The organism is Prevotella pectinovora (genome assembly GCF_000834015.1).
Classification (GTDB): Bacteria; Bacteroidota; Bacteroidia; order Bacteroidales; family Bacteroidaceae; genus Prevotella; species Prevotella pectinovora.
The window spans coordinates 1-24706 of sequence record NZ_JXQI01000007.1 but is presented as its reverse complement, the minus strand read 5'-3'; the positions used below and the strand labels follow the sequence as shown (position 1 = coordinate 24706).

Below are 24706 nucleotides of genomic sequence, written 5' to 3'. Positions count from 1 at the left end.
GCATCGTGGGGTAAGGGGATGGTGGCTACATATTGATGTTGTGCTGTTGCTTTTTACTGAAAGCTGCTACTAACGACTCATAAATCTACCCTTAATCGTGTATTGGATGATAGTTGCGGATTTTAGGAAAAATAAACTTTGGTGCAAAGTTAATAAAATTCCGTGAGACTAAAGAGACTTATACGTAGAAAGTTAAACATACAACTGTATTTTCGCAGAAAATACTATAAAATGCCACCTGAAAAGCCCACTTTTCGTGCACATTTTTCCAACTAAAGCCATTTTTTCAACCTGATTGCTGAAACGACAATAAGGTTCACAATACCTGATTTTGCACCTTCAGGAACGCAGCACAAAATGATAGAAAATGAAAATTTCCGTTCATTTCCGTGTTAAGATATGTTAAGCAGATGTTTTCATTTTGGGGTTTTTGAAATTTTTGTTTCCAGTTTGTTTCTTTTGGTACTTTTTGCTTTTTGGGAGTGTTGATATTCAGCACTTTACAATTCGGAAGCAGATTCTCAAGAAGAAGATCATGATGGTTGTAGGCGCATGTATCTTCCTCGTTGCTGCAGCTCAGGCTCTGCCTCTGTTCTTCGGCCTCTAACGGTAAGGTAATGTTGGCTAATAAAAGATGACACGATATGGCAGAAGAGACGAAAGACAGCCAGTACCTCAGTTATCCCATGTTCAAGGGACTCCAGAAACCTCTTGAATTTATGGGAATACAGGGACGCTACATCACATGGGCGGCTATAGCCGTCGGAGGAGCCATCCTCGGCTTCATCATTGCGTACTGCATCTTTGGTTTTGTGGTTGGCTTGATAGTCCTCGCTGTTTCCCTCTTGGCAGGTGCAGCTCTCATTTTCTTCAAGCAGAAGAAGGGACTGCACACCAAGAAGGAAGACCGTGGAGTGTTCATCTATGCCTACTCAACGAAGATGTAACCTCCTTAAATTCAAATTTAAACAAATGAGCAAGTGTGTCGAAATTTGAATAAAGTGGAATCAGTAGGCTCACCCTCTCGACAGGATGAGCCTACCTTCATTTGAAACGAAACAGAATGATACTATACGTAATCATAGCATTTACAGCAATCCTCTTGGGTATGCTTACCTCTGTCAAAGCATTCGGAACTGGCGGTAAGCGCAAGAAGATATTCCAGGACATCTACTTCTCTGTAGAGGATGTGGATGGCATCGGTGTGCTCTATACTAAGACTGGCGAGTACTCTGCCATTCTGAAGCTGGAGAACCCCGTCCAGAAATACTCTGCCAACATTGATAACTATTATGAGTTTACCAATTTGTTGACTGCTCTTGCCCAGACTCTTGGCGAAGGCTATGCTATCCACAAGCAGGACGTATTCATCAAGAAGAAGTTCCATGACGAAACCAACGACAACCATGAGTTCCTGAGCGAAAGCTACTTCCGCTATTTCACTGGACGCACCTATACAGATGTTCAGACCTATCTAATCATCACGCAGGAAAACAAAAAGAGCCGTCTTTTCTCCTTTGACAGCAAGAAATGGCGCGATTTCCTTGTGAAGATACGCAAGGTGAAAGACCAGCTGAAAGATAGCGGCGTTGATTCTACGTATCTGGATGGTGCAACCGCAAGGGACTATGTTGACCGTTACTTCTCCATGAACTTCACGGGTAAGATTGTGTCGATGACCAACTTCAAGGTGGATGACGAAAGTATCAGCATGGGCAACAAACGCTGCAAGGTTTATAGCCTTGTCGATGTGGACTGCATCAACCTCCCAGGAGTCATTCGTCCTTACACCAACATTGAGGTTAACAATACCTCGATGCCGGTTGACCTCGTATCTCTTGTGGACAACATCCCTGTGGCAGAAACGGTCATCTACAATCAGATGCTCTTTATGCCAAACCAGAAGCGAGAACTCTCTTTGCTTGACAAAAAGAAGAATCGCCATGCCAGTATGCCTAATCCAAGCAACCTTATTGCCGTGGAGGACATCAAGAAGGTGCAGGACGTGATAGCCAGAGAGAACAAGCAATTGGTTTATGCCCACTTTAACCTTGTCGTGTCAGTTCCTATCGACGAAGACATTCAGAAATGTACCAACCATCTGGAGAACTCCTTTGGACGTATGGGCATACATATCAGTAAGAGGGCATACAATCAGTTGGAGCTGTTCGTCAACTCGTTCCCCGGCAACTGCTACGGAATGAATCCTGACTATGACCGCTTCCTGACGCTAAGCGATGCTGCTACTTGCCTTATGTACAAGGAGCATATCCAGCATAGTGAGGACACTCCTCTTAAAGTCTATTATACAGACAGGCAGGGAGTGCCAGTTGCTATCGACATCAGCGGAAAGGAAGGTAAGAACAAGATTACAGACAACAGCAACTTCTTTATTCTTGGCCCTTCTGGTAGTGGTAAGTCCTTCTTCACCAACAGTATGGTGCGCCAGCTTTGGGAGCAGAATACCGATGTCGTATTGGTAGATACAGGTAATTCCTACGAGGGACTTTGCGATTATGTCAACGGTAAGTACATCAGCTACACCGAGGAACATCCTATTACAATGAATCCCTTTGCCATCAAGCGAGAGGAGTTGAACATCGAGAAGATTGGCTTCTTGAAGAACCTTATCATGCTGATATGGAAGGGAACCAACGGCAGGATAACGAAAACGGAAGACCATCTTATAGAGGATGTTATCACCGAATACTATGATGCCCACTTCCGTACAGGTAAGGTCAAGGAACTCTCCTTCAACACATTCTATGAATACAGCACCGCACGTATTCCTGAGATTGTGAGGGATAATAACCTCGAAGGTATTGATTTGGCGACCTACAACTACCTGCTGAAGGACTTCTACAAAGGCGGCAACCATGAGCTTACTCTCAATGAGAATCTGGACACAGCTCTCTTTGATGAGACCTTCATTGTGTTTGAGATTGACTCCATCAAGGATGACCCACTTCTTTTCCCTTTGGTTACGCTCATTATCATGGATGTGTTCATCCAAAAGATGCGTATCAAGAAGAACCGAAAGGTGCTGGTTATCGAGGAGGCATGGAAAGCAATTGCTTCCCCGATGATGGCAGAGTACATCAAGTACCTGTATAAGACAGCTCGTAAGTTCTGGGCTTCCGTCGGTGTGGTAACGCAGGAAATCCAGGACATTGTCGGTAGTCCTATCGTCAAAGAGGCCATCATCAATAACTCCGATGTGATTATGTTGCTTGACCAAAGCAAGTTCAAGGACCGTTTTGATGAAATCAAGGCTATCCTTGGTTTGACCGACGTGGACTGCCGAAAGATCTTCACAATTAACCGACTTGAAAACAAGGAAGGTCGTAGTTTCTTCCGTGAGGTGTTCATCAGACGTGGCCAGAATGCAGCAGTCTTTGGTGTTGAGGAACCCCATGAGTGCTACATGACCTATACCACAGAACGTGCTGAGAAAGAAGCATTGAAACTCTACAAACGAGAGTTGCGATGCAGTCATCAGCAAGCCATCGAAGCCTATTGTCGGGATTGGGACAGAAGCGGAATCAGCAAGTCATTGCCGTTTGCGCAGAAAGTCAACCAAGCCGGACATGTTTTGAACTTACAACCTACAGTGAAGCAATATTCATGAAACGTGTTCTGCTCATACTATCTCTAATCGTCTGTGCCCTGGCTCCAGTCAAGGCACAGTACTACAGCGTCAATTTTGATACAAAGACTGTCGCTGCTATGGCTGCCGCTTTCAATACGGAGGCGGCAACTGAGATGTATTATGCAGAACAGTTGGCGAAAATCCGTAAGAGCTACCAGGCTGCAGAAGTTGCTGCAGCTGGTATCTTTGCCGGTAAATACCTTGACCGCAAGGCTCTCACGGATTTGGGTCTTTGGACGAGTAGCACCGAAAACTACTACTATCGCCGTATCTACAGCATGGTTTCCATGAAGATCATGCCGAAGATATGGACGGTAGCCGGTATGATGATTAAGAATCCTCAGAATGCACTCTACTGGGGTTCGTACCTGTATAAGGTATGTGAAGAGACTAAGAGTCTGTGCTATCAGTTTGAGAGCATAGTGACAAACAGCAGTCTATCCTTCAAAGACATTGCCTTTCTTGAAATCAATCAGGAATTGGCAGACATCTTGAAACTCTCAGAATTGGGTGATGTTGACTGGAAAGCCATGCTGGACAACTTCTCCAACATTGGCGATAATTTCACTAAGGAGAGTCTTCAGGAGGACTTGGATAACCTCTACGCTATGGGCGTAAATCTTGCATATGCTGGAGCAGGAAACCTGATTAACTCCATCCTTGGTGAAAGCAATTTCAATGGCTCTATCTTAGACAAGGCTATCAGCGTCATGGAGATTGCTGAAAACGCCCAATATTTGTATGACGGCATCAGTACCAACGCTGGAGCCACAATCCTCAGTTTCATTGGAGGTGAAGAAGGTCTTGCCAACCTCTTCAACCTCTCTAATTATAATGTTACCTCATGGATAACAGACTATGCCCGTGAAGGTATGGGTCAGTACTATACTCAACGATGGTATATCTATCGTGTGGACAGGGGCAGCGTCAAACTGTGTGACTATTATCCTCCCACCGATGATAACAGCATCCTCTATGGTGACCATTGGTATCGTATCAGTACCAGCGATCCTAACTACTGGCCAACCAGCAGCGAACGAGAGGCTGCACTGCAGAACTCCGAGAATCACGCAGGATGGAGCCGTAGCCGTGTTCAGCAGCTAAATAACAGCAACGATGGCTTCTATTACAGCATCAACTACTACAGCAGTGCCTATATCCTGAGCAAGAGCCGTAGTGGTCAGTATGCTAAAGCCTACGCTTATGAGATTCATGTGACCAAATCTTGGAATAATACGGAAATCAAGTACGAGGATGTCTTTGACTCCTATTCCATGAACCTCCAGGCATTCAAGGCTGGCATGAACGCGCGTCTTGCAGACTATAATGACAATGAGGAAGGCTACACCTACTACTTAGGATGTGATAGCAAGAAATACTATCAGGCTACTGATGCCAGAAAGCTGCAGAACTGTGAGGTGGCCACTATTAGTGTCACCTGCCATGATGGAGCCAAGTTAAGTGAGGGCAGCACACAGTACAAGTGTAGCAGTTGTGGTGGTAGTGTCAATGCCCACACCAAGCAATGCGCTATGGCTACGAGCGTAAGTGAATCGAGCGTGAACACATCAGAGCTGGATGCTAAGATTCAGGAATGCCAGAGTCAGATTGCTATGCTACAGGCACAGATTGATGCCCTTGAAGCAGAGAATGCCGACCTTATCAAGAAGATTGCCAGTGCGAGCGTGGAAGATGCTGCTGCATATCGTCAACAGTATAACGCCAATAAGAACCGCATCAGTTCACTTAACTCAGAGAAAAGCAGCTGGCAGAATCAGCTCACGCAATACCAACAAGCAAAGCAGGAGGCACAGGAAGGAGAATCGGTTTCAACCGATGACTACTACCGTATTCCTGCCATCATGCAGGACTGTAAGACCGCTTTCAATCTCTCTTGGAATGGCAGTGGCTCTTGGGACGGAAATACTTATGTCCGTACAGCTACCATGCCGAACATTAACGGCACTATCACATTCAAGGCAACAGTCAGCATAGCAAGGCGGCCCAAATACTTCCTTGGCATAAAGATTCACCGTGCCATCGTTCAGATTGCCTGGGAACTCACCACCAATTATAGCGATACGCAGGTAATAGCAGTTCTCAATCTGGATCCAGAGATGAGTGACGAGGAAAAGGCAAATATGGTTAATCAGAAGCTTTCCGAAGTGGCAAGGGAGTTCCCCAACTGTCAGCCAAATGTAGAATATGCCAAGAGTGAGCCAATAGCAGAAGATGACTCGGAAGATACCTACCATCTGTTGTGGTCAAGTGACCGACTGGAGATAGCGAGAGACATAGATTCCCGTCTCACCAAGATATATGCCGACCTCGTATCATTGGAGAAGATGATGCACTACAAGCATTCTATTGTCGACATGCTCATGTCAGCTCTTCCCTATATCAATGACGAGCAAGGCAGAAGACATACATTAGTAGAAAAGTGCCGCAGACGTTGGCTCCGCAATGCAGCCAACCAGATGCACTCAGACAGTTATAACGGCAAATACGACGATGACTATGAAGAATAAGAATATTCTTTACATAATTCTTTGCCTGTTGACCTTGGTTCCAATGTCAGCCAAGGCTCAACTGGGCTTTGATGTTGTCTCTGTGGAAGCCTACATCAACGACCACAAAGAGCAGCGCAGTCTTCTCCTTGTACGTTCGACCCTTGAAGCCAGCAATAAGCTGTTGCATGATTACAGCAGCGATGCCAATATAGGCTACAAGGACATCAACAAGGAGCTGGACAAATATACCCGTGCCTTTGATATTATCGACATACTCTATCAGTCCTTGCGAACCAGTCTCAACGTGTATAACACCTACGAGACCGTTAGTGGCAGAGTGGCAGATTATAAGAAGATGCTGAATGACTTTAATGAGAAATGCTTGTCGAGAGGTAACATAGTCACTACCGATACGCTTCTCATTACCATCAATGCCAGGGCATTGTCAAAGATAGCGGACGAAGGTGATAATCTATACAGGTCTGTCAGTGACCTCGTACTCTATGCGACTGGGGCTGCAGCTTGTTCAACAAGTGACCTCCTGACAGTCCTGAATGCAATCAATCAGAGTCTGGATAACATCAAGAAACATCTGAATACAGCCTACTTCGAGACATGGAAATACATACAGGTTCGCATAGGCTATTGGAAGGCTCAGGTGTATCGCGCCAAGACGATGAAGGAGATCGTTGATGGGGCTTTCGGACGGTGGCGAAGGAATGGATATTTAGGTAGGGATTAGTATTGTCAGGATATAATGTTCAACTTAAACTAAATTGTAAAATGAATAACGTAACTAAATTATTCTCAGTGGTTATGATGATTATTGCTTCATCAATACTTGAAGTACGTGCGCAGTCGTATGTGACCTACAATCACGATGAAGCAAAGATGAATCAGATAACCGTGCAAGAGATTGGAGCAGGTGGTCTGACTCCTGCATTCTACTACGATGTTTTCCATCGTAGTTACCAGAGGTCAGCAGGTTCAAAGAACAAGCTTACCTATCGTTCACTGGCAGGTGTCGCTGGGTGGCAACAGGTGGACGATGCAGATTCTGTCAAAGCATCCTTGGAGAAGCGTGCAGAGATTGAAGCACTCAATGTCGCAGACCGCCAGATTGATTTGGCGTGGCTTGCCGAAGGAACAAAGATAACGAATAAGTTGAATGATTTCCAGAACAACATCAACCGCATCGTTAGCGCAGGAGGAACATTCAACGAAAAGGAGCGGTGGAACGACTACTATAACATCTTCCAGTGTGCCATTAAAGCCACACAAGATGCCTATATGCCCAATGCTCAGCGAAAGAAAGAATACCTGACCATCTATGCAGACATCTGTAAGCAGAATGAGACGTTGGTCAAGTACATTGTTAAGCTGAATACCAGAACCAAGACCAAGGAACTGCTCGAAGCAACAAGTACAAGACCTAACCATAATGGAACATACGCCAGAGCTGCTTACAACAGATGGCGTGATGCCGGTTGGAAAGTCCAAAATGGGAATAGCTCTTCCGATGGAGGTTCCAATTCCTCGGATGGCACAATCACTATAGACGAATAAAAACTATTGACATATTTCAAAACAAACAACCCCAATGGCAGATACAAGCATACTATCAGACTTTGGTATCAACATCCTCGAAGAAGAGATTGATGATGTGATATTCCAGACCAACGAGTTTCTTTGTGACGCTACTTTTACAGGCTCACAAGGAAGTTTTTGGTGGATATTGCAGATGAGCATGGCACTCGCTGCACTCTTCTCCATCATTGTAGCGGCTGGTATGGCCTACAAGATGATGGTGAAGCACGAACCGCTTGACATCATGAAGCTTTTTAAGCCTCTTGTCATCAGCGTTATCCTTTGCTGGTGGTACCCACCGGCAGATACGGGCATTACCAATAGTGGCAGCAGTTGGTGCTTCCTTGACTTCCTCAGTTATATCCCGAACTGCATAGGCTCCTATACGCATGACCTCTATGAGGCAGAATCCATCATCATTGAGGATAAGTTTGAGGAGATCCAGGAGCTGATTTATACCAGAGACACCATGTACACAGACCTTCAGGCCAAGGCAGATGTTGCCCATACGGGAACGTCTGACCCCAACCTGATAGAAAGTACGATGGAACAGGCAGGTGTCGATGAAGTCACCAATATGGAAGAGAATGCCAGCAAGCTCTGGTTCACCTCCTTAACGAGTGGTGCAGTAGTTGGACTTGACAAGATTATCATGCTCATAGCCCTGATAGTATTCCGCATCGGATGGTGGTCAACCATCTATTGCCAGCAGATATTGCTTGGTATGCTTACTATTTTCGGGCCTATACAATGGGCATTCAGTCTATTGCCCAAATGGGAATCCTCATGGGCAAAGTGGCTCATTCGCTATCTGACAGTCCATTTCTATGGTGCGATGCTCTACTTCGTCGGCTTCTACGTGCTGTTGCTCTTTGATGTGGTACTCAATATCCAGGCAGAAAACCTGATGGCCATTACCCAGAGTGAGCAGACGATGGCAGCATACCTTCAGAACTCGTTCTTCTCAGCCGGTTATCTGATGGCAGCAAGTATTGTCGCCATGAAGTGCCTGAACTTGGTTCCAGACCTTGCCGCATGGATGATTCCTGAAGGTGAGACAGCCTTCTCGACCCGAAACTTCGGTGAAGGTGTCGCACAACAGGCCAAAATGTCTGCACAGGGCATGGTAGGCAGAGTGTTGTAAATGGTTGAAACAATGTAATACAATTCAAATATCACAGCTATTATGGTTATAAAAAATCTCGAAAACAAAATCAAGCTGGTGTTGATTATCTGTTCTCTCTTTTTGACGGGATGTGTCATCATCAGTATCTCCAGCATCTGGACGGCTCGGACGATGGTCAATGATGCCCACCAGAAGGTCTATGTCCTTGACGGTAATGTGCCTATCCTCGTGAATCGAAGCACGATGGAAGAGACGCTTGACGTTGAAGCAAAGAGCCATGTGGAAATGTTCCACCAGTTCTTCTTTACGCTTGCCCCTGATGACAAGTACATCAAGTACACCACGGAGAAAGCCATGTACCTTGTCGATGAAACAGGTCTTGCCCAGTACAACACCCTAAAGGAAAAAGGCTTCTATTCGAACATCATGGGAACAAGTGCCGTGTTCAGTATCTTCTGTGACAGCATCAAGTTCAACAAGGACAACATGGAGTTTACCTACTATGGTCGTCAGCGTATTGAGCGACGCACAAGCATCCTCATGCGAGAACTTGTCACGGCAGGACAGCTGAAACGGGTGCCGAGAACGGACAACAATCCTCATGGCCTTCTCATCACCAACTGGCGAACGCTCCTGAATAAGGACATTGAGCAGAAAACCAAGAACGCATACTAATCGTACAAGGCTATGGGAGGTTGGAAGAAATTCATCATGGGGGATAAGATGCCCGACAAAGATGATCCTCAGTACAAAGAACAGTACGAAAGGGATGTTGATGCAGGCAGAAGATTCGCAAGGTGGAGCAAGTTGGATAAGTTCGCTGCCAAGGTGCAGGACTTTGCCAACAAGCACACCAAGGCATTTCTCATCATCGTCTTTGGCTTTATCATATTCAGTTTCGGCATGAACATCTACCGCATGGGGCGTGTATGGAACCAGACAGGAAAGCCCAGGAGTGCAGTGGAGCAACAAGACGAAATGATTAAGAACCGCCATCGGCGAGTACGGAAAGCCATTAGTTCAGCTCATTGTATGCCGTCCAGCATCAACAGAGAATTTCAAGAAAGTGTAACTCAAAACAATAAAGACAATGGATATACAGACGCTAAAGAAGATTAACTGGAAGCAGCCGAAATACATGCTGCCCCTCATTATCTATGTTCCTCTGCTCTTCGTCGGATATTTCGTCATCGACCTGTTCCATACTGAAAAGGCCGAGATCCCGGATTCCAGCATGACCACGACAGAGTACTTGAATCCCGACCTGCCAGATGCCAAGATGAAGGGGGATGGTATTGGTAATAAGTATGAGAGTATGCTAAAGTCGTATGGTCGTATTGACGATTATACTGCAATGAACAACATAGACAGAAATAACGATGAAGAAAAAGAAAACTACGACTCTAAGTACAGCGACGAGGAGCGTGAACTGCTCGAATCACAAGATGCCGAGAAACTCGCTGAATTACAGAGACAATTACAGGAAAGCGCACAAAAAGGTCAGGAAGTCGCAAACGGCAACGCCCTCTCAGAAGAAGACCGGCTCGCACGCAGTCAGCAGCGTGAACGAGAAGCGATGGAGGAACTGAACCGTGCCTTGGCTCAGGCCAGACTGCAAGGCCAGCAAGCCATGCAATCCCCAACAGTCAATGATAATGGCTCAGAAAACACAGATTCTATTGGTGAACAAAAGGGAAAGGCTGCAGGAAAGCTAACTGTCAACGAGCGTGCCGTGAAAGGTGTGAGCGAAGATGACGAAGTTCAGGAGGTTGTGAAGAAGGTCAAGGTGACATCTGACTACTTCAATACCATTGCCAATGCTGATGAGGAACCCAATCTTATCAAGGCCATCATCGATGAGAATGTCAAGGCTGTGGATGGCAGCAGGGTGCGCCTCCGACTTCTGGATGACATCGAAATCAATGAAGTAGTGGTGCCCAAGGGTACTTATATCTATGCGTTGATGAGTGGCTTCGGCTCTCAGCGAGTTAAAGGAAGCGTCAAGAGCATATTGATACATGATGAGCTTATCAAGGTCAACCTTTCAATCTATGATACTGACGGACTTGAAGGTCTCTATGTTCCAAGCAGCAGTTTCCGAGAAACCAGTAAAGACGTGGCTTCTGGAGCTATGAGCAATACTTCATCGCTCACCAGTAGCAATACCTCTGGAGGCAATGCCCTCACGCAATGGGGCAACCAGGCTATCAGTAACATCGTTCAGAAGACCAGTAATGCTCTTGGCAAGTCTATCAAGAAGAACTCAGCCAAGTTGAAGTATGGCACATTCGTATATCTGATCAATGGCAGAGAAACAAAGAATAAATAACGTCAAAATACTAATTCAGCAATGTATATGAAATCAATCAAAAGTCTTGGCGCACTCCTGTTGGGTGCCCTGTCTGCTGCTCCAGCAATGGCACAGCAAACCTATGAAGAGATGGAACAACTTACGGTGAACGAACAGGTGACAACCGTCATTACGGCTTCCGAGCCAGTTCGTTTTGTTGACATCAGTACCGACAAGGTTGTAGGCGACCAGCCCATTAACAACACCATCCGTCTGAAACCCAAGGAGGGAGCGGATGTTCATGCAGATGGTGATGTACTTGCCATCGTCACCATCGTAACTGAGCGTTACCGTAGCCAATATGCACTAATCTACACGACCAGACTGCAGGAGGCAGTTACCGACAAGCAAATCTTGCCAGAGGAGAGAATTGCCTACAACAATCCGTCTGTCAGCATGTCCACTGAGGAAATGGCAAAGTATGCACGCTCAATATGGAACTCAGCAGCTCGCATCCGCAATGTCAGTACCAAGCAGCATCGTATGACCATGCGCCTGAACAACATCTATAGCGTAGGGGAGTACTTCTTCATAGACTTCTCAATCGAGAACCGTACCAATATCCGCTTCGATATTGATGAACTGCGAGTGAAGCTCTCCGATAAGAAGCAGTCAAAGGCCACCAATGCCCAGATGATTGAACTCACTCCGGCATTTGTCCTTGACCAGAGTCAGACGTTCAAGTACGGCTACCGAAACGTCATTGTCCTGAAGAAGATGACCTTCCCGAATGATAAGGTGCTGAGTATTGAACTGTCCGAGAAGCAGATTAGCGGCAGAGCCATTACCCTCAATATCGACTATGAGGATGTGCTCTATGCCGATTCGTTTAACGCTTTATTGTTGAAGGAGGAATAAGCCATGAAGAAGGTTCTATTGTCTATGATTGCGGCTATCTGTATGTCCGCATCAGCTATTGCACAATCCCACAGTGACCGTATCTCCTTTGGCATGGGACTTCTCTATGAGAATGGCCTTGATGCAACCTTGTCTTGGGAACACGAGACTAAGTACCACAATGCTTGGGAGTACTTTGTCAATGGCTATCTCAAATGGGACGAATGCCAGTCGTGTGGTCATATCTGTCCCGAATCTTTCTGGAAGAACTACAATACCTGGGGCATAGGTGTAGCCTACAAGCCCTGTGTGGTACGTGGACGCAACAATTATGGCAACCTTCGTATCGGAGCAAGTGTCGGCAGTAATACAGACAAATTCCTTGGTGGCTTCCATGTGGGGTATGAGCATAATTTCGCCCTCCGAAAAGGATGGGTGATGTATGTGCAAGCCAAGTGTGACCTGATGGTTCCTGACCGAAAAGACTTGTTCCGTGAAGGAATTGTTATAGGCATCAAGATTCCAACCCTTAAATAGTATTCAAGATGAAGATATCGAATTATATCCATGCTACTGTTGCCATCATAGGCATTGCAGTTACTTTGACCTCATGTGATGAGCACATAGAGTTTCCTGATACAGCCATGAAGACCTGTGATATTCTGTGTACCGATGGTGAGATAGTCCGTTATGACGATGTGGTCAGCAAGGGTAAGACTCCCATTGGTGTGGTTTTCCATGTCAATCAGGATGGAAAGACAGAAGGTACTGGCTATGCCGTCTATCTGTGGGACATAGAGCAGTCAGCTTTCTGTGACAGTCTCGGTGTCAAGCAGAACACCTCGGCCAATCCGACGGCGTTTGACGGCAATACCAATACCCATGCCTTGTTCTCCTCTGGCTTATCTCCGGCTGCAAATTCCGTCTTTGCCATGTGGAAGTATGGTCAGAGTGCCTATATACCTTCCGTTGCCCAGCTCCAGTTGCTTTATGCTTCACGGGCTGCTGTCAATAGCTATATTAGTAAATGCGGAGGTGACGTGATTTCAGCAGATCCAAGTGAATGCTGGTACTGGAGTTCTACAGAGGTCAGTGGGCAGGAGTCGGCCAAAGCCTGGCTCTTCTCTCTGTCATCAGGTGCATTGCAGGAAACGCCCAAAATCGAGTCGCATAAAATACGACCAATCATCACGTTGTACAATTAACTTAGAGCCAAGAGATAATCAGAAATGGAAGAAACCAAAGAACTTCAGACTGCCTATAAGATATTCCGAACACTCATCTACGTCTCTCTCGTAGTTGAGTTTTTCGAGTATGCCATAGACCCAGCGTTGCTTGACTACTGGGGCGGTATCGTCTGCGATGTCCATGACCGCATGAAACGATGGTTTATCTACCATGATGGCAATCTCGTTTGGAGCAAGTTGGCCACTATCCTTTGTATCTGTATAACTTGTATCGGTACTCGCAACAAGAAACATATTGAGTTTGATGCCCGTCGTCAGGTGCTTTATCCCTTAGTCGGCGGCTTCATCGTGACGCTTGTGTCTATCTGGCTGTTCAAGACACGCATGGACACACGTTTCTATACGATAACTCTCAACATCTGGCTCTATATGGCAGCCTCCATACTGGGAACCATCCTCATTCATGTGGCACTCGACAACATCAGTAAGTTCTTGAAGGAAGGGCTGCTCAAAGACCGTTTCAACTTCGAGAACGAATCCTTCCAGCAATGTGAAGAGCTGATAGAGAATAAGTATAGCGTGAATATCCCCATGCGCTACTACTACAAGTCGAAGTTCCGCAAGGGATGGGTGAACATCGTCAATCCGTTCCGTGGTACATGGGTGGTAGGTACTCCTGGTTCTGGTAAGACCTTCTCAATTATCGAGCCGTTCATTCGTCAGCATAGTGCCAAGGGCTTTGCTATGGTCGTTTACGACTACAAGTTTCCTACACTGGCCACCAAACTCTACTATCATTACCGCAAAAACCTTGCAGCTGGCAAGGTGCCCAAGGGCTGCAAGTTCAATATCATCAACTTCGTAGATGTAGAGTATAGCCGACGAGTGAATCCTATTCAGCTCAAATACATTCCCAATCTTGCCGCTGCCAGTGAAACGGCTGAGACGTTGCTCGAATCTCTGCAGAAAGGCAAGAAAGAGGGTGGAGGTGGTTCTGACCAGTTCTTCCAGACTTCTGCCGTCAACTTCCTTGCGGCTTGTATCTTCTTCTTCGCTAATTACCGAAAGGTTCCGTATGACAAGAAAACCAACAAGCCATTGGAAGCCGAGATGACCGAAGAGCCAAAGACGCATCGTCCTAAACCGACAGGACGAGTCTTTGATGCCAATCACAACGAGGTCAGCCCGGATAGTTACTACTGGCTTGGCAAGTACAGCGACATGCCGCATATTCTCTCGTTCCTCAATCTTGACTATCAGACCATCTTCGAGGTATTGGAAACAGACCCAGAGGTAGCACCGCTACTTGGTCCGTTCCAGACAGCCATGAAGAACAAGGCTATGGAGCAGTTGGAAGGTATGATTGGTACGCTGCGTGTCTATACCTCACGTCTGGCCACCAAAGAGTCCTATTGGATATTCCACAAGGATGGCGATGACTTTGATTTGAAGGTGTCAGACCCTGCCAATCCCAGTTATCTGCTGATTGCCAACGATCCCGAAATGGAGAGCATCATCGGAGCCTTGAATGCCCTTATCTTGAACCGTCTTGTCACTCGTGTCAATACCGGTCAGGGTAAGAACATTCCAGTCAGCATCATAGTCGATGAGTTGCCAACCCTGTATTTTCACAAGATAGACCGTCTTATTGGTACTGCCCGAAGCAATAAGGTAAGCGTGGCACTCGGTTTTCAGGAACTGCCTCAGTTGGAAAGCGACTACGGCAAAGTCGGTATGCAGAAGGTTATCACGACAGTTGGTAATGTGGTCAGCGGTTCTGCCAGAGCCAAGGAAACCCTCGAATGGCTCAGTAACGACATATTTGGAAAAGTTGTTCAGTTAAAGAAAGGTGTGACCATCGACCGTGACAAGACCTCTATCAATCTCAATGAGAATATGGACAGCCTTGTTCCTGCCTCTAAGATTTCCGACATGCCTACTGGCTGGATATGTGGTCAGTCTGCACGTGATTTCATCAAGACCAAGACAGGACGGGGTGACTCTATGAACATTCAGGAGAGTGCCGAGTTCCAGACCTCAAAGTTCTATTGCAAGACAGACTTTGACATGAAGGAAATACAGGCGGAAGAAGCAGATTACGAGCACTACCCGATTCCTAAGTTTTATTCTTTCCCTTCCGTTGATGCTAAGGAACGTATTCTGTACCAGAATTTCGTTTCCGTAAACCTCGATGTGAAGAATATGATAGACGAAATCAATAAATTCAAAGTACGTTGATAATGAAAGTAAGAACTATAATTCTATTCAATCTGATAGCCATGTGCCTGAATGCGAATGCTCAGGCTCGTGAACCCTCTGAAACAAAACAGTTAGAGACTATGAACAGCATTTACGACTTGCCCCCTTTTGAGCGAGCCGTATGCTGCATCAAGTATTATGAGGGCATCCACCGAAAAAAGGATTATCCCTACGTCGGGTATGGTCATAAACTGAGACCAGGCGAGACTTATTCATCGAATATGTCTCTTAAAGAGGCTGATGCATTGCTCAGAAGAGATCTCCAGTCCTTGTGTGCGATGTTCAATAAGTATGATAAAGACTCACTTCTACTTGCTGCTCTTGCCTACAACGTAGGACCAGGAAAAATCCTTGGCTGTAAAGGCAAGTGGCCAAAAAGCAAGTTGCTGAAGAAAATCGAGGCAGGTATTCGTGATTTCAAGGAAGACTATGTGCGATTCTGTCATTGGAAAGGAAAGAAAATACCTTCCATAGAACGTCGCCGTTATGCAGAACTGGCACTTTTATATATCAGGTGATGGAAGATAGAACCATAGATATGGAAGTTGACGGCATACGGTTTATTTCTCATGGTCATTATTATGACGGCATCAACAACTGGCTTTGTCATAAGTTGAAAGAGAATGATCCGCAAGCCATTAACTTTTGCGCTCGTCAGTTAGCAAAGATGTTGCCCGAGAATGCGGTTATTGTTCCCATTCCCGGGCATCATGGCTATGCTCTTCAGACACTATATCTTGCCAGAGCTATTTCGGAACAATCAGACGGAAGAATTTCTGTTGCCAATGTGCTTAAAGACAAAAGCCGGGTTTCTAACTATCAAGCCAAGATGGATGGGCATCCTCTAACAAGTGCAGAACTGGGGTTCCGTCAAGTTGGCTTATTGCCCAAAGGGAAAATCCCATATCTTCTGGATAACTGTGTTGACAGTGGTGAAACAGCAAAAGCTGCTTACTATGCCCTTGGTCAAAAGGGCATTATACTTAGTTATGCAATGAGCGATAGACTCCTTAATTTTGAAATTCAGCACTCGTCAGGACTATCCAGATAACTATTTTATTGGTATAATGAAACGTTTGTCTTCTTCAAAACTCCATTGTACTTGATATGTCTGTCCCGATACTTGGTCAAGCATGATGAAATTATAGATATTCTCTGTTGGCTGTAGCATAAATCTTCCCGGAGCGGTATTCTCGCATAGAGCCTTATTGGAAAGCTCGTACTCAAATTGCTTCTCATTATCTTCAACAGAGAACTGTACCATCGAGATTTTACCATTTCTTGTATCAAGCTTCAGGAAGTTCCACATGTTTCGTGTGGGGTAAAGCCTATAGATAGGTTCTGCGTTTGCTGTATTCAGAGCGATTTTATTGACTTGCTTTTCTAATTCTTCTAGTTTCCCTCCTGTGTTGTTGCAGGATGTTAAGCACACAAAAGAAAATAGGAGCAAACTAATTGTAACGGCTTTTGTTTTCATAATTGTAAGACGTTTTTATGTGATTATTTAAGAGTGCTTTTATAAATACTTCTTCCTCTAAATACCCTGTATTCAACTTCATTGAGTGAAAGAGTAAAAGGCATGAAGTCTATTTCGTCAATGAGGAATCCGACATCATCAATGCTTGCCTCTGGTTCGGATATGCGACCTAATGTGACATGTAGTTTGAAATCAGACTGTATGTTGGAGTTTGTGCAACTAATGTCACGTCTGATGTCATCAACCAAGGTTTGGAATCCTTTTGGAATGTTGTTTGTACCAAGATGTACAATCTTCATACCATTGCCAGCAGTAAAAACGTCCAACTTGTCAAAGGTGATATTGACAGGATGGGCATGATCCAGATACTTATGCATGATGGTTTCTACATCAGGAAGGTGCTGTGTGTCATCAATGAAGGCTATGGTTATATGGTAATAACCTTTTTGCCATAGTACAGGCATATCTTTCAATGCCTTCCTGAGTTCATAAAACCAAGGAGCACTGTAGTATATAGGAACCTTTATTTCAAGATAGGTTTTCATTGATTAGTAAATTCTTCTTATCCAACGTTTACTACTTTTCATACCCCATTGCACATGCCATTTCTTGCCGCTTGTTTTGTCAATGAGTATGAACTGATACATGTTTTTGGTTGGGTATAACTCAAAAGACCCGGAACCATAGCCAAATCCATAGGTCAAATCATCAGAGTTAATGGTTACACTTCCTTCATTGTCAGAATCTAATGACCACTGAACCTGTTCTATCATGCCGGTTTTTGTGTCCAGCTGAAGGAAGGTATAGATGTTTTCAGTTTGATATAATTTGTAACGCTCCTTTAGAGAAGTGTTTATCTCCAAGTGTTCCAACAATTGATTATTAATCAAAAGAAGCGTGTCGATTTTGGATAGAAGGGAGGCAACCTTCTGTTCATGCTTCACAGACCTAGAACTGGTTGGTGTCTTTGTGGTTGTCTTTGCCGTCTGTGCATTTGCGCTGATAGTTGAAATCAACAAAAGAAAGAAAATCGCTTTTTTCATAATCGTAAAGATTTTAATCTGCCATAATTATCATTCCAGGAACCTCTTGCATTTTCTTGCCGCATTTAGGGCAATGTCCCTCGATAGGATTCCAGTTGTGTATTTCTTCGTTTTCTGCCCCACACTTTGGACTTGTAGGGAAATACCGTTGACTCGCCAGTTCGTCAGCGGAAATAGAGATTATTTCTTTGCATTTTGCACAACGGAAGTTGTAAAACTCTCCGGCGAAAAGTCCATAATGCCCAGTGGGTTCAGTTTGGACTTCATACCCGCATTTGCATCTATAGGTTCTTAATGTTGCCATACTTCATTTGTTTTTAATGTGAGTAATTAAATCTTAGGCGCAAAAGTAGAGACCTATTGTGCAGCCTATCTTCATAGCTTCCAGAAATTAACAACTTACGCCAACTTATCCTGTTGCCATGTAGCTTCTTGTCTTTTCAATATGCAAATATACTAAGAAATAATGAAAATTGACTCCAAAATCAATTATTTTGCACGAAAAATGAGAAATTCGTGCAGAAATCAGCGGTTTTTTCAAGAAATAATCGTATTTTTGCAACCAATAACAATATCGTGCAGAAATCAGCGGTTTTTTCAAGAAATAATCGTATTTTTGCAACCAATAACAATATAAATTAATGTATATGGACTCCAAACCGTTGAATCGAATTAAGGTAGTGATGGCAGAGCGCATGGTGACTAATAAAGACCTTAGCGAGATGCTTAACAAGGACACTGCCACTATATCCAGGTGGGTAACGAATACCTCTCAGCCCACTTTGGAGAGCTTAATTGAGATTGCCAAGGCATTGAAGTGCGATATTGGCGATTTAGTTCGTATGGATGATTCTACGATTTTAAAAAATCAAGATTAAACCCTTCTAACCATCATCGATTATGCCTATCAATAAGAACGCGCTTTTACGATACCAGATACTTGACCGCTGTTTCAGTGACCGTCATCGTCGTTACGAGATTGAAGACCTCGTTGACAAGGTAAATGATGCTTTGCTTGATATGTATGGTAAGACTGTCAGTCTTCGTCAAATACGTGCTGATATAACTTATATGCGTGACAGAGTTTCTTATAATGCTCCTATCGTGGCGCGTCCTATTGAGGGTAGAAGATGCTACTACACTTATGAAGATCCCCATTTCTCCATCTTCAGCAGTGAACTTTCTGTCGAGGAAGTGAAGAACCTCCTTTCAACCATTGACATGCTTGGTCGCTATCGCAGTCCTAAGAACGCATGGCTGGAAGAGGTGATTTCAAGTTTGGAACTCCGTTTTGGTATAAAAGCTAATCGTGATAAAGTCGTTTCCTTTGAGCAAAATGACCAGCTGAAAGGCATTGAGTTTCTTTCAGACCTTATCGATGCAATAATCAACCACCAGCCATTGAAGATGACTTACCGCCCATATAAAGGGGATGAACAGACTATGGTCATCCATCCTCACTATATGAAGCAGTACAATACACGGTGGTTCCTTTTCGGACTTGAAGACCATGGAGAATATGGAATGAGTCCAGTAAACAAGGCTCTCGACCGTATTGTGAAGTTCTCTATCGCCAATGTGCGGTTTGTAGAAAATGACCAGATTGACTATGAGACATATTTCGATGACATAGTAGGTGTAACTCATGACCGCAAGCATCCTGATGTGGAACATGTCGTACTGAAATTCGCTAAGGAGCGATTCCCTTATGTCGTTTCGAAGCCAATTCATCATAGTCAACAGGTTGTGAATGCGGATGATGGCACACTATCCATTGATGTGCGAATTAACCGAGAGTTGGAACAAAACATCTTCTCGTTTGGACAACAGGTTGAAGTGCTTTCTCCAGAGTGGTTTCGTAATCAGATTATAGAAAAATATAAAGAAATTATAAAAATTTACGGAGTGTGAAGATAGACTGCACAGTATAAGTTTAGATTTGCACTCGATATTGCATAAATATGGTTAATAGTTCAGACATAAGTGAAAACCAATTGCTTCTCAGCTACGGAGAACAGGTCTGTATGAACCTTTTGAAGGATCATACAACCCAGCAGAACATCTACTGGGCTACCGAGTCGTATGCTGATTATGGAGAGGGTTTCGCTTTCTTTGACCCAATAACAATAGACAAAATCACTTCGTATGTTTCTGTTGATGGCGTTGTCTTAACAAAAGAACAGTATGAAGAAGATATAAAGCAGAATCCTGATGATAAAAGCAAATATCAAGAAATTATTCGTCCTCGTGCAGTAAAATCGAAGGAAGAGCAAACACAACGAGCCAAGGATAAGGCAGAAGTGTTTACTCCTTCATGGATTTGTAATGCACAGAATAACTTGATTGATGAAGCTTGGTTCGGTCGTAAAGAAGGTCTTTTCAACTCCCCTGACCCTGATAATCCGCATAAATGGATAAACAATGAAGAGCAAATCTCTTTTGAAGGTACAGGGAAAGATTGGAAGGATTATGTAGCTGATATGCGTCTGGAGACAACCTGTGGTGAAGCCCCTTATCTTGCTAATCGTTATGATGCCGTTACTGGCGAATATAATGATGTAGCGAAGTTCCGTATAGGTATGCTTGACCGCAAACTGCGCATTGTATCGGAAAATGTGAAGGATTCAAAAGAGTGGATTTTATGGGCAAAGATTGCCTTACGCTCAACATACGGTTTCGAGTGGCAAGGTGACAACCTACTTTTAGCTCGTGAAGCTCTCTTCTACACATTTGAGGAGCACTACGTTGAGCAGTTTGGCGAAAAAAAGTTTAATCAAAACAAGATGCGTATAATGCCAGGTGTTGCTTACATCGTATCATGGAACTTGTGGCAGATGGATGGTCTAACTTACGGATTACCTGGATATGAAGACATGGTTCAAAATCGTAAACAGCGAGAGGAATTATACCAGGCGAAGTTAAAAGACTACGAAAGGCAAATAAAAGAAAGAGCAGAAATTGCCCAGAATAGTTTATTCGGTCTGGACGAGATGAATCTTCCTGAGTTGGTAAAACCTATTCCAGAACCAGTTCAACTCTTTGAGCAATACTGCTTAATCAAGGACTTCTTAGACGGGGTAAATATCAAGAAGGCAACATTAAAGTCGCAAGACTTTCATGACCAGTCTGCTCCTAAACAGACCTTTGAATCATTAGTAAATAATAATAAAACTCAACAATAAAACCCTCACTTCTATGGACAATACGTTTAATACTTTAGAAGAAATACAGGCGACGTTTGGAGCATCACTTTTCGGTGATGACCAGATTACACTTCGTTCTGAACAAAGGGATGCTATCGATAGAGCTAAGAACCAATTCTGTAAGCGAAGCGGCAGTAAAGTTTCTGGTTATCAATGGACAGTAGAATCAAAGTATTCTCAGTACTTGTGGAATGCAAAGATGCGTTTTGGTAAGACATTATGTGCTTTGCAGCTTGCTCGTGAAATGGGCGTGAAACGCACCCTCATCGTAACACATCGTCCTGACGTAAAAGATAGTTGGAAAGACGACTTTCACAATGTTGTTTCTGACCGTATAGTAGGAAATGATAATCAAAAAAAGAAGTGGGATTTTAGTACTTTATTCGATGATGAACAGCATGATAAGCGTAGATTCTACGACTTAGAGAAATTCGTTAACCAAAGTGAAGACCATCATTATGTATTCTTTGTCTCAATGCAGTACCTTCGTCTGTCTGAACTTGTAAACGTTAAAACTCAGGTAAAGAACAAAGATAAGCAGGAAGACGCTTTTGGTCATAACTCTACTAAAGAGAATGAGAAACTAAAGGCAGACATCTTGAACACTGATTGGGACCTTGTTGTTATTGATGAAGCACATGAGGGAACACGTACCGCTCTTGGTAAGCGAGTTATTGACGAGTTTTTACATAAAGGACAGACAAAGATGCTTCATCTTTCAGGTACACCCTTTAACCTGTATGAAGACTTTAAAGAAGAGGAAATCTTTACCTGGGACTATATTTCTGAACAACAGGCAAAGCTTGAATGGAGTGTAAAACACCCAAATGAGCTAAATCCATATGCAGAATTGCCTAAGATGAACATTTACACCTACGACATTACTAATAATATTAAAGATGTTGTGGATCATGATGGCGTATTCACATTTAACGAGTTTTTGCGTACATGGACAGGAAACCCAAAGGCAGACAAGGCTGCTATGCCACAAGGTGCAAAAGGCCGGTTTGTGCATGAAGATGAGGTAAAGAAATTCCTTCAGTTACTTTGTACAAAGGATGATACCAATAACTTCCCGTTCTCAACAACAGAATACCGACAGCAGTTCCGGCATACTTTATGGGTAGTATCGCATGTTGATGAAGCTGCAGCATTAACACAATTATTACGTGAACATCCGACATTTAAGCGTTTTGAAATTGTCAATGTTGCAGGAAAAGGAGATATTGATGAACAAAACGAGAATGCTCTCGATGCAGTGAACAATGCCATAGGTGAATTACCTGAGAAAACTAGTACAATCACAATTTCTTGTGGCCGTCTGACTACTGGTGTAACTGTTCGCCCTTGGTCTGCCGTACTCTATTTGAAAGGTGGTGATGGGGCTGCAACATATATGCAGACCATCTTCCGAGTCCAGTCACCATACAAGACTCCTGACGGTAAGATGAAAACCTCTTGTTACGTTTTTGACTTTGCTCCAGACAGGACTTTGAAGATTGTGGCTGAAACTGCTAAATTCTCTTCTATGGCAAAAGCTAAAGAGAAGAAAGAAGAGGAAGGTGAGGAGGAAAAGACACAAGAAATGCGTGACCAGGAAACTGTACAGGATTTCATAGAACTGTGTCCAGTCATTTCCATGAATAATGGAAAGATGAGTCCTGTTGATGTAAAGTATATCTATAAGCAGTTGGAGAATGTCTTTATTGATCGTCTTGTTCGCAAGGGTTTTGATGATCCATGTCTTTACAATCAGGACGAGCTTAATAAGATTGATGAAGACATTGTTAATCATATTGGCGAAAATGGAGGTAAGGCACCTGATGAAAAACGACAAGAAGCAAAGAAAGCAGTTGACCTTAGTCACATGACAGAGGAAGAGCGTGCTGCATACGAAGATAGTATTCGACGTAAGAAGGCTGAAGCGGCAGAAAGAGCAAAGAAAAAGGCTCAGAAGGATGAAAAGTTTAAACATCAATGGGAATCTTGGAGTGAGGAACAACGTGAGGAATGGCTTCAGAAAGAGGCTGAACGTCTCGCACGTAATGAGGAATTGAAGAAGGCTCGTGAAGAGTTCAAAGCTCGTATAACTAACATACGTGGAATAGCTCTCCGCATTCCACTGCTTATGTATGGTGGTGCCGATGCTGGCGATCCCAAGGAAGACCTTACAGTTGAAAACTTTACTCGTAAAATCAAGGATGAGTCATGGGCAGAATTTATGCCTAAGGGCATCAGCAAGGAGGACTTTAACAAAATTCGTAAGTGTTTCAATGCAACCCGCTTTGAAGAAGCTGGTAAAAAATATCGTGCACTCACACGTGAGGCCGATTTTATGCACGTCGATGAACGCATCAAGCAGATTGCGGAAATATTCTCTTACTTCCGTAATCCCGACAAAGAAACTGTCTTAACCCCTTGGCGTGTTGTCAATATGCATATGAGTGACACGATTGGCGGATGGTGTTTTTATGATGAGACTTTTGATGAGAAGACTGGAATGCTTGAAACGCCACGATTTGTAGATCAAGGCGATGTTACCAAGCAATTGTTTGACAATGTTGACCTATCTGGTGAAGTACAAACTAAAATTTTGGAAATTAACTCAAAAACAGGTCTCTATCCGCTCTTTGTGACATATTCACTTTATCGTCGTCGCCTTGAAGAATATATTAAGGCTGAATGTATTGCAATAGAGAACGTTAGTGTGCAAGAAGAGCAAGTCGTTTGGGATGATATTGTAACTGATAATATATTTGTTATCTGCAATACACCGATGGCTGTTGGTATCACAAGACGTACTCTCTTTGGTTTTCGCCAAATAGAGAGCAAGGCAAATATTAAAAATGAACAATTAATTGAACGAGCTTCTAATGATCGAGAGGGACTTGTAAAAGAATTAAAGTCCGTTGGTTTCTGGAAGGGAAATACAAGTAAGCAGATGATTGAATTTAATGCAATTATAGGGAATCCTCCATATCAGCAAAATGATGGTGGAGGTAGTAAGGGTATTAGCGCATCGCCTATATACCATCACTTTGTTAATACTGCAAAGCATATTAGACCAAATTATTTTTCAATGATTATGCCCGCTAGATGGTATGCAGGCGGTAAAGGCCTTGATGATTTTAGAGTTGACATGTTAAAGGATAAACATATATCACATCTTGTTGATTTCCCCAAAAGTAGAGACTGTTTTGATAATGTCGATATTGCTGGTGGTATATGCTATTTCCTTTGGGATATAAATCATAAAGGAAATTGTATTGTTACATCTTCTGTAAATAACAAAAGAATTACTAGTGAAAGAGACTTATCTGAATTTAGTATTTTCATTCGTGACAACATAGGTGTTGGTATAGTTCAAAAAGTTCTTTCAAAAGTTTCGACTTTTTATTCATCTCGTATATTTCAAAATAAGCCATTTGGGTTAAGAACATATGCTCGCGGTGAAGAAAAGCCTTTTGATGGTTCTCTT

23 protein-coding genes and 1 pseudogene are annotated in these 24706 nt (G+C 43.6%); 20 read left to right on the top strand and 4 right to left on the bottom strand.

All coding sequences use genetic code 11. The features are described 5' to 3' along the window. Window positions 1-511: 511 nt before the first annotated feature. The 16 genes and pseudogenes from ST42_RS13720 to ST42_RS00530 all read left to right on the top strand — a co-directional run. Window positions 512-607: pseudogene (locus ST42_RS13720) on the top strand (DUF4134 family protein); the annotation flags it as partial. A gap of 37 nt (window positions 608-644) precedes the next feature. Further along, a complete protein-coding gene (locus ST42_RS00600; RefSeq protein WP_042519796.1) occupies window positions 645-947 on the top strand; it encodes a hypothetical protein in 303 nt (100 codons plus the stop codon). Window positions 948-1063: 116 nt separating this feature from the next. Beyond that, the gene (locus ST42_RS00595; RefSeq protein ID WP_042519797.1) at window positions 1064-3628 is read left to right on the top strand and encodes a TraG family conjugative transposon ATPase; all 2565 of its coding nucleotides are present in this window, start codon (window positions 1064-1066) and stop codon (window positions 3626-3628) included. Further along, window positions 3625-6177, top strand: a complete 2553-nt coding sequence (locus tag ST42_RS00590; protein WP_042519798.1) for a lipase chaperone — start codon at window positions 3625-3627, stop codon at window positions 6175-6177. The genes ST42_RS00595 and ST42_RS00590 overlap by 4 nt, the downstream gene beginning before the upstream one ends. Beyond that, the gene (locus tag ST42_RS00585) at window positions 6167-6901 is read left to right on the top strand and encodes a hypothetical protein (RefSeq protein ID WP_156132552.1); all 735 of its coding nucleotides are present in this window, start codon (window positions 6167-6169) and stop codon (window positions 6899-6901) included. Before ST42_RS00590 ends, ST42_RS00585 begins: the two co-directional genes overlap by 11 nt. Window positions 6902-6942: 41 nt before the next feature. After that, complete coding sequence (locus ST42_RS00580) at window positions 6943-7725, top strand: DUF5045 domain-containing protein (RefSeq protein WP_042519800.1); 783 nt, start codon at window positions 6943-6945, stop codon at window positions 7723-7725. 34 nt (window positions 7726-7759) lie between these two features. Then, window positions 7760-8890, top strand: a complete 1131-nt coding sequence (locus ST42_RS00575; protein WP_042519801.1) for a membrane protein — start codon at window positions 7760-7762, stop codon at window positions 8888-8890. A 42-nt stretch (window positions 8891-8932) separates the two neighbouring features. Further along, window positions 8933-9547 carry a conjugative transposon protein TraK gene (traK, locus tag ST42_RS00570; protein ID WP_042519803.1) on the top strand — a complete coding sequence of 205 codons (615 nt, stop codon included), beginning with the start codon at window positions 8933-8935 and terminating at the stop codon, window positions 9545-9547. Window positions 9548-9559: 12 nt separating this feature from the next. Continuing rightward, window positions 9560-9991, top strand: a complete 432-nt coding sequence (locus tag ST42_RS00565) for a hypothetical protein (protein WP_042519804.1) — start codon at window positions 9560-9562, stop codon at window positions 9989-9991. Then, entirely contained in the window at window positions 9963-11201 is a 1239-nt protein-coding gene (gene traM, locus ST42_RS00560; RefSeq protein WP_042519805.1) for a conjugative transposon protein TraM, read from the top strand. The genes ST42_RS00565 and traM overlap by 29 nt, the downstream gene beginning before the upstream one ends. A gap of 27 nt (window positions 11202-11228) precedes the next feature. Further along, window positions 11229-12080, top strand: coding sequence for a conjugative transposon protein TraN (traN, locus tag ST42_RS00555; RefSeq protein WP_042519865.1), 852 nt, complete (start codon window positions 11229-11231; stop codon window positions 12078-12080). 3 nt (window positions 12081-12083) lie between these two features. Continuing rightward, a complete protein-coding gene (locus ST42_RS00550) occupies window positions 12084-12596 on the top strand; it encodes a hypothetical protein (protein WP_042519806.1) in 513 nt (170 codons plus the stop codon). 8 nt (window positions 12597-12604) lie between these two features. Next, window positions 12605-13264 (top strand): hypothetical protein, encoded by a 660-nt coding sequence (locus ST42_RS00545; protein WP_042519807.1) that lies wholly within the window; start codon window positions 12605-12607, stop codon window positions 13262-13264. A 24-nt stretch (window positions 13265-13288) separates the two neighbouring features. Further along, the gene (locus ST42_RS00540) at window positions 13289-15484 is read left to right on the top strand and encodes a type IV secretory system conjugative DNA transfer family protein (protein WP_042519808.1); all 2196 of its coding nucleotides are present in this window, start codon (window positions 13289-13291) and stop codon (window positions 15482-15484) included. Next, on the top strand, window positions 15484-16023 hold the full coding sequence (locus ST42_RS00535) for a glycoside hydrolase family protein (protein WP_042519866.1): 540 nt from the start codon (window positions 15484-15486) through the stop codon (window positions 16021-16023). The genes ST42_RS00540 and ST42_RS00535 overlap by 1 nt, the downstream gene beginning before the upstream one ends. Continuing rightward, window positions 16023-16556 carry a hypothetical protein gene (locus ST42_RS00530; RefSeq protein ID WP_042519809.1) on the top strand — a complete coding sequence of 178 codons (534 nt, stop codon included), beginning with the start codon at window positions 16023-16025 and terminating at the stop codon, window positions 16554-16556. Before ST42_RS00535 ends, ST42_RS00530 begins: the two co-directional genes overlap by 1 nt. Here ST42_RS00530 and ST42_RS00525 read toward each other — a convergent pair whose 3' ends face one another. The 4 genes from ST42_RS00525 to ST42_RS00510 are packed head-to-tail and all read right to left on the bottom strand — an operon-like array spanning window position 16557 to window position 18329. Further along, on the bottom strand, window positions 16557-16982 hold the full coding sequence (locus ST42_RS00525; protein ID WP_042519810.1) for a hypothetical protein: 426 nt from the start codon (window positions 16980-16982) through the stop codon (window positions 16557-16559). Window positions 16983-17005: 23 nt separating this feature from the next. After that, window positions 17006-17527 carry a 2'-5' RNA ligase family protein gene (locus ST42_RS00520; protein WP_042519811.1) on the bottom strand — a complete coding sequence of 174 codons (522 nt, stop codon included), beginning with the start codon at window positions 17525-17527 and terminating at the stop codon, window positions 17006-17008. A gap of 3 nt (window positions 17528-17530) precedes the next feature. Next, window positions 17531-18025, bottom strand: coding sequence for a hypothetical protein (locus tag ST42_RS00515; RefSeq protein ID WP_044071867.1), 495 nt, complete (start codon window positions 18023-18025; stop codon window positions 17531-17533). A gap of 13 nt (window positions 18026-18038) precedes the next feature. Beyond that, a complete protein-coding gene (locus ST42_RS00510) occupies window positions 18039-18329 on the bottom strand; it encodes a hypothetical protein (RefSeq protein WP_042519813.1) in 291 nt (96 codons plus the stop codon). Between the two features lie 343 nt (window positions 18330-18672). On the opposite strand from ST42_RS00510, the gene ST42_RS00505 reads away from it, so the two are divergent. The 4 genes from ST42_RS00505 to ST42_RS00490 all read left to right on the top strand — a co-directional run. Further along, on the top strand, window positions 18673-18903 hold the full coding sequence (locus ST42_RS00505) for a helix-turn-helix domain-containing protein (RefSeq protein WP_042519868.1): 231 nt from the start codon (window positions 18673-18675) through the stop codon (window positions 18901-18903). Window positions 18904-18925: 22 nt separating this feature from the next. Beyond that, window positions 18926-19936 carry a helix-turn-helix transcriptional regulator gene (locus tag ST42_RS00500; RefSeq protein ID WP_052485540.1) on the top strand — a complete coding sequence of 337 codons (1011 nt, stop codon included), beginning with the start codon at window positions 18926-18928 and terminating at the stop codon, window positions 19934-19936. A gap of 113 nt (window positions 19937-20049) precedes the next feature. Further along, a complete protein-coding gene (locus ST42_RS00495; RefSeq protein ID WP_052485541.1) occupies window positions 20050-21207 on the top strand; it encodes a hypothetical protein in 1158 nt (385 codons plus the stop codon). 13 nt (window positions 21208-21220) lie between these two features. Continuing rightward, window positions 21221-24706 (top strand): Eco57I restriction-modification methylase domain-containing protein (locus tag ST42_RS00490; RefSeq protein WP_044071863.1); only part of this gene is annotated, 3486 nt, incomplete at its 3' end.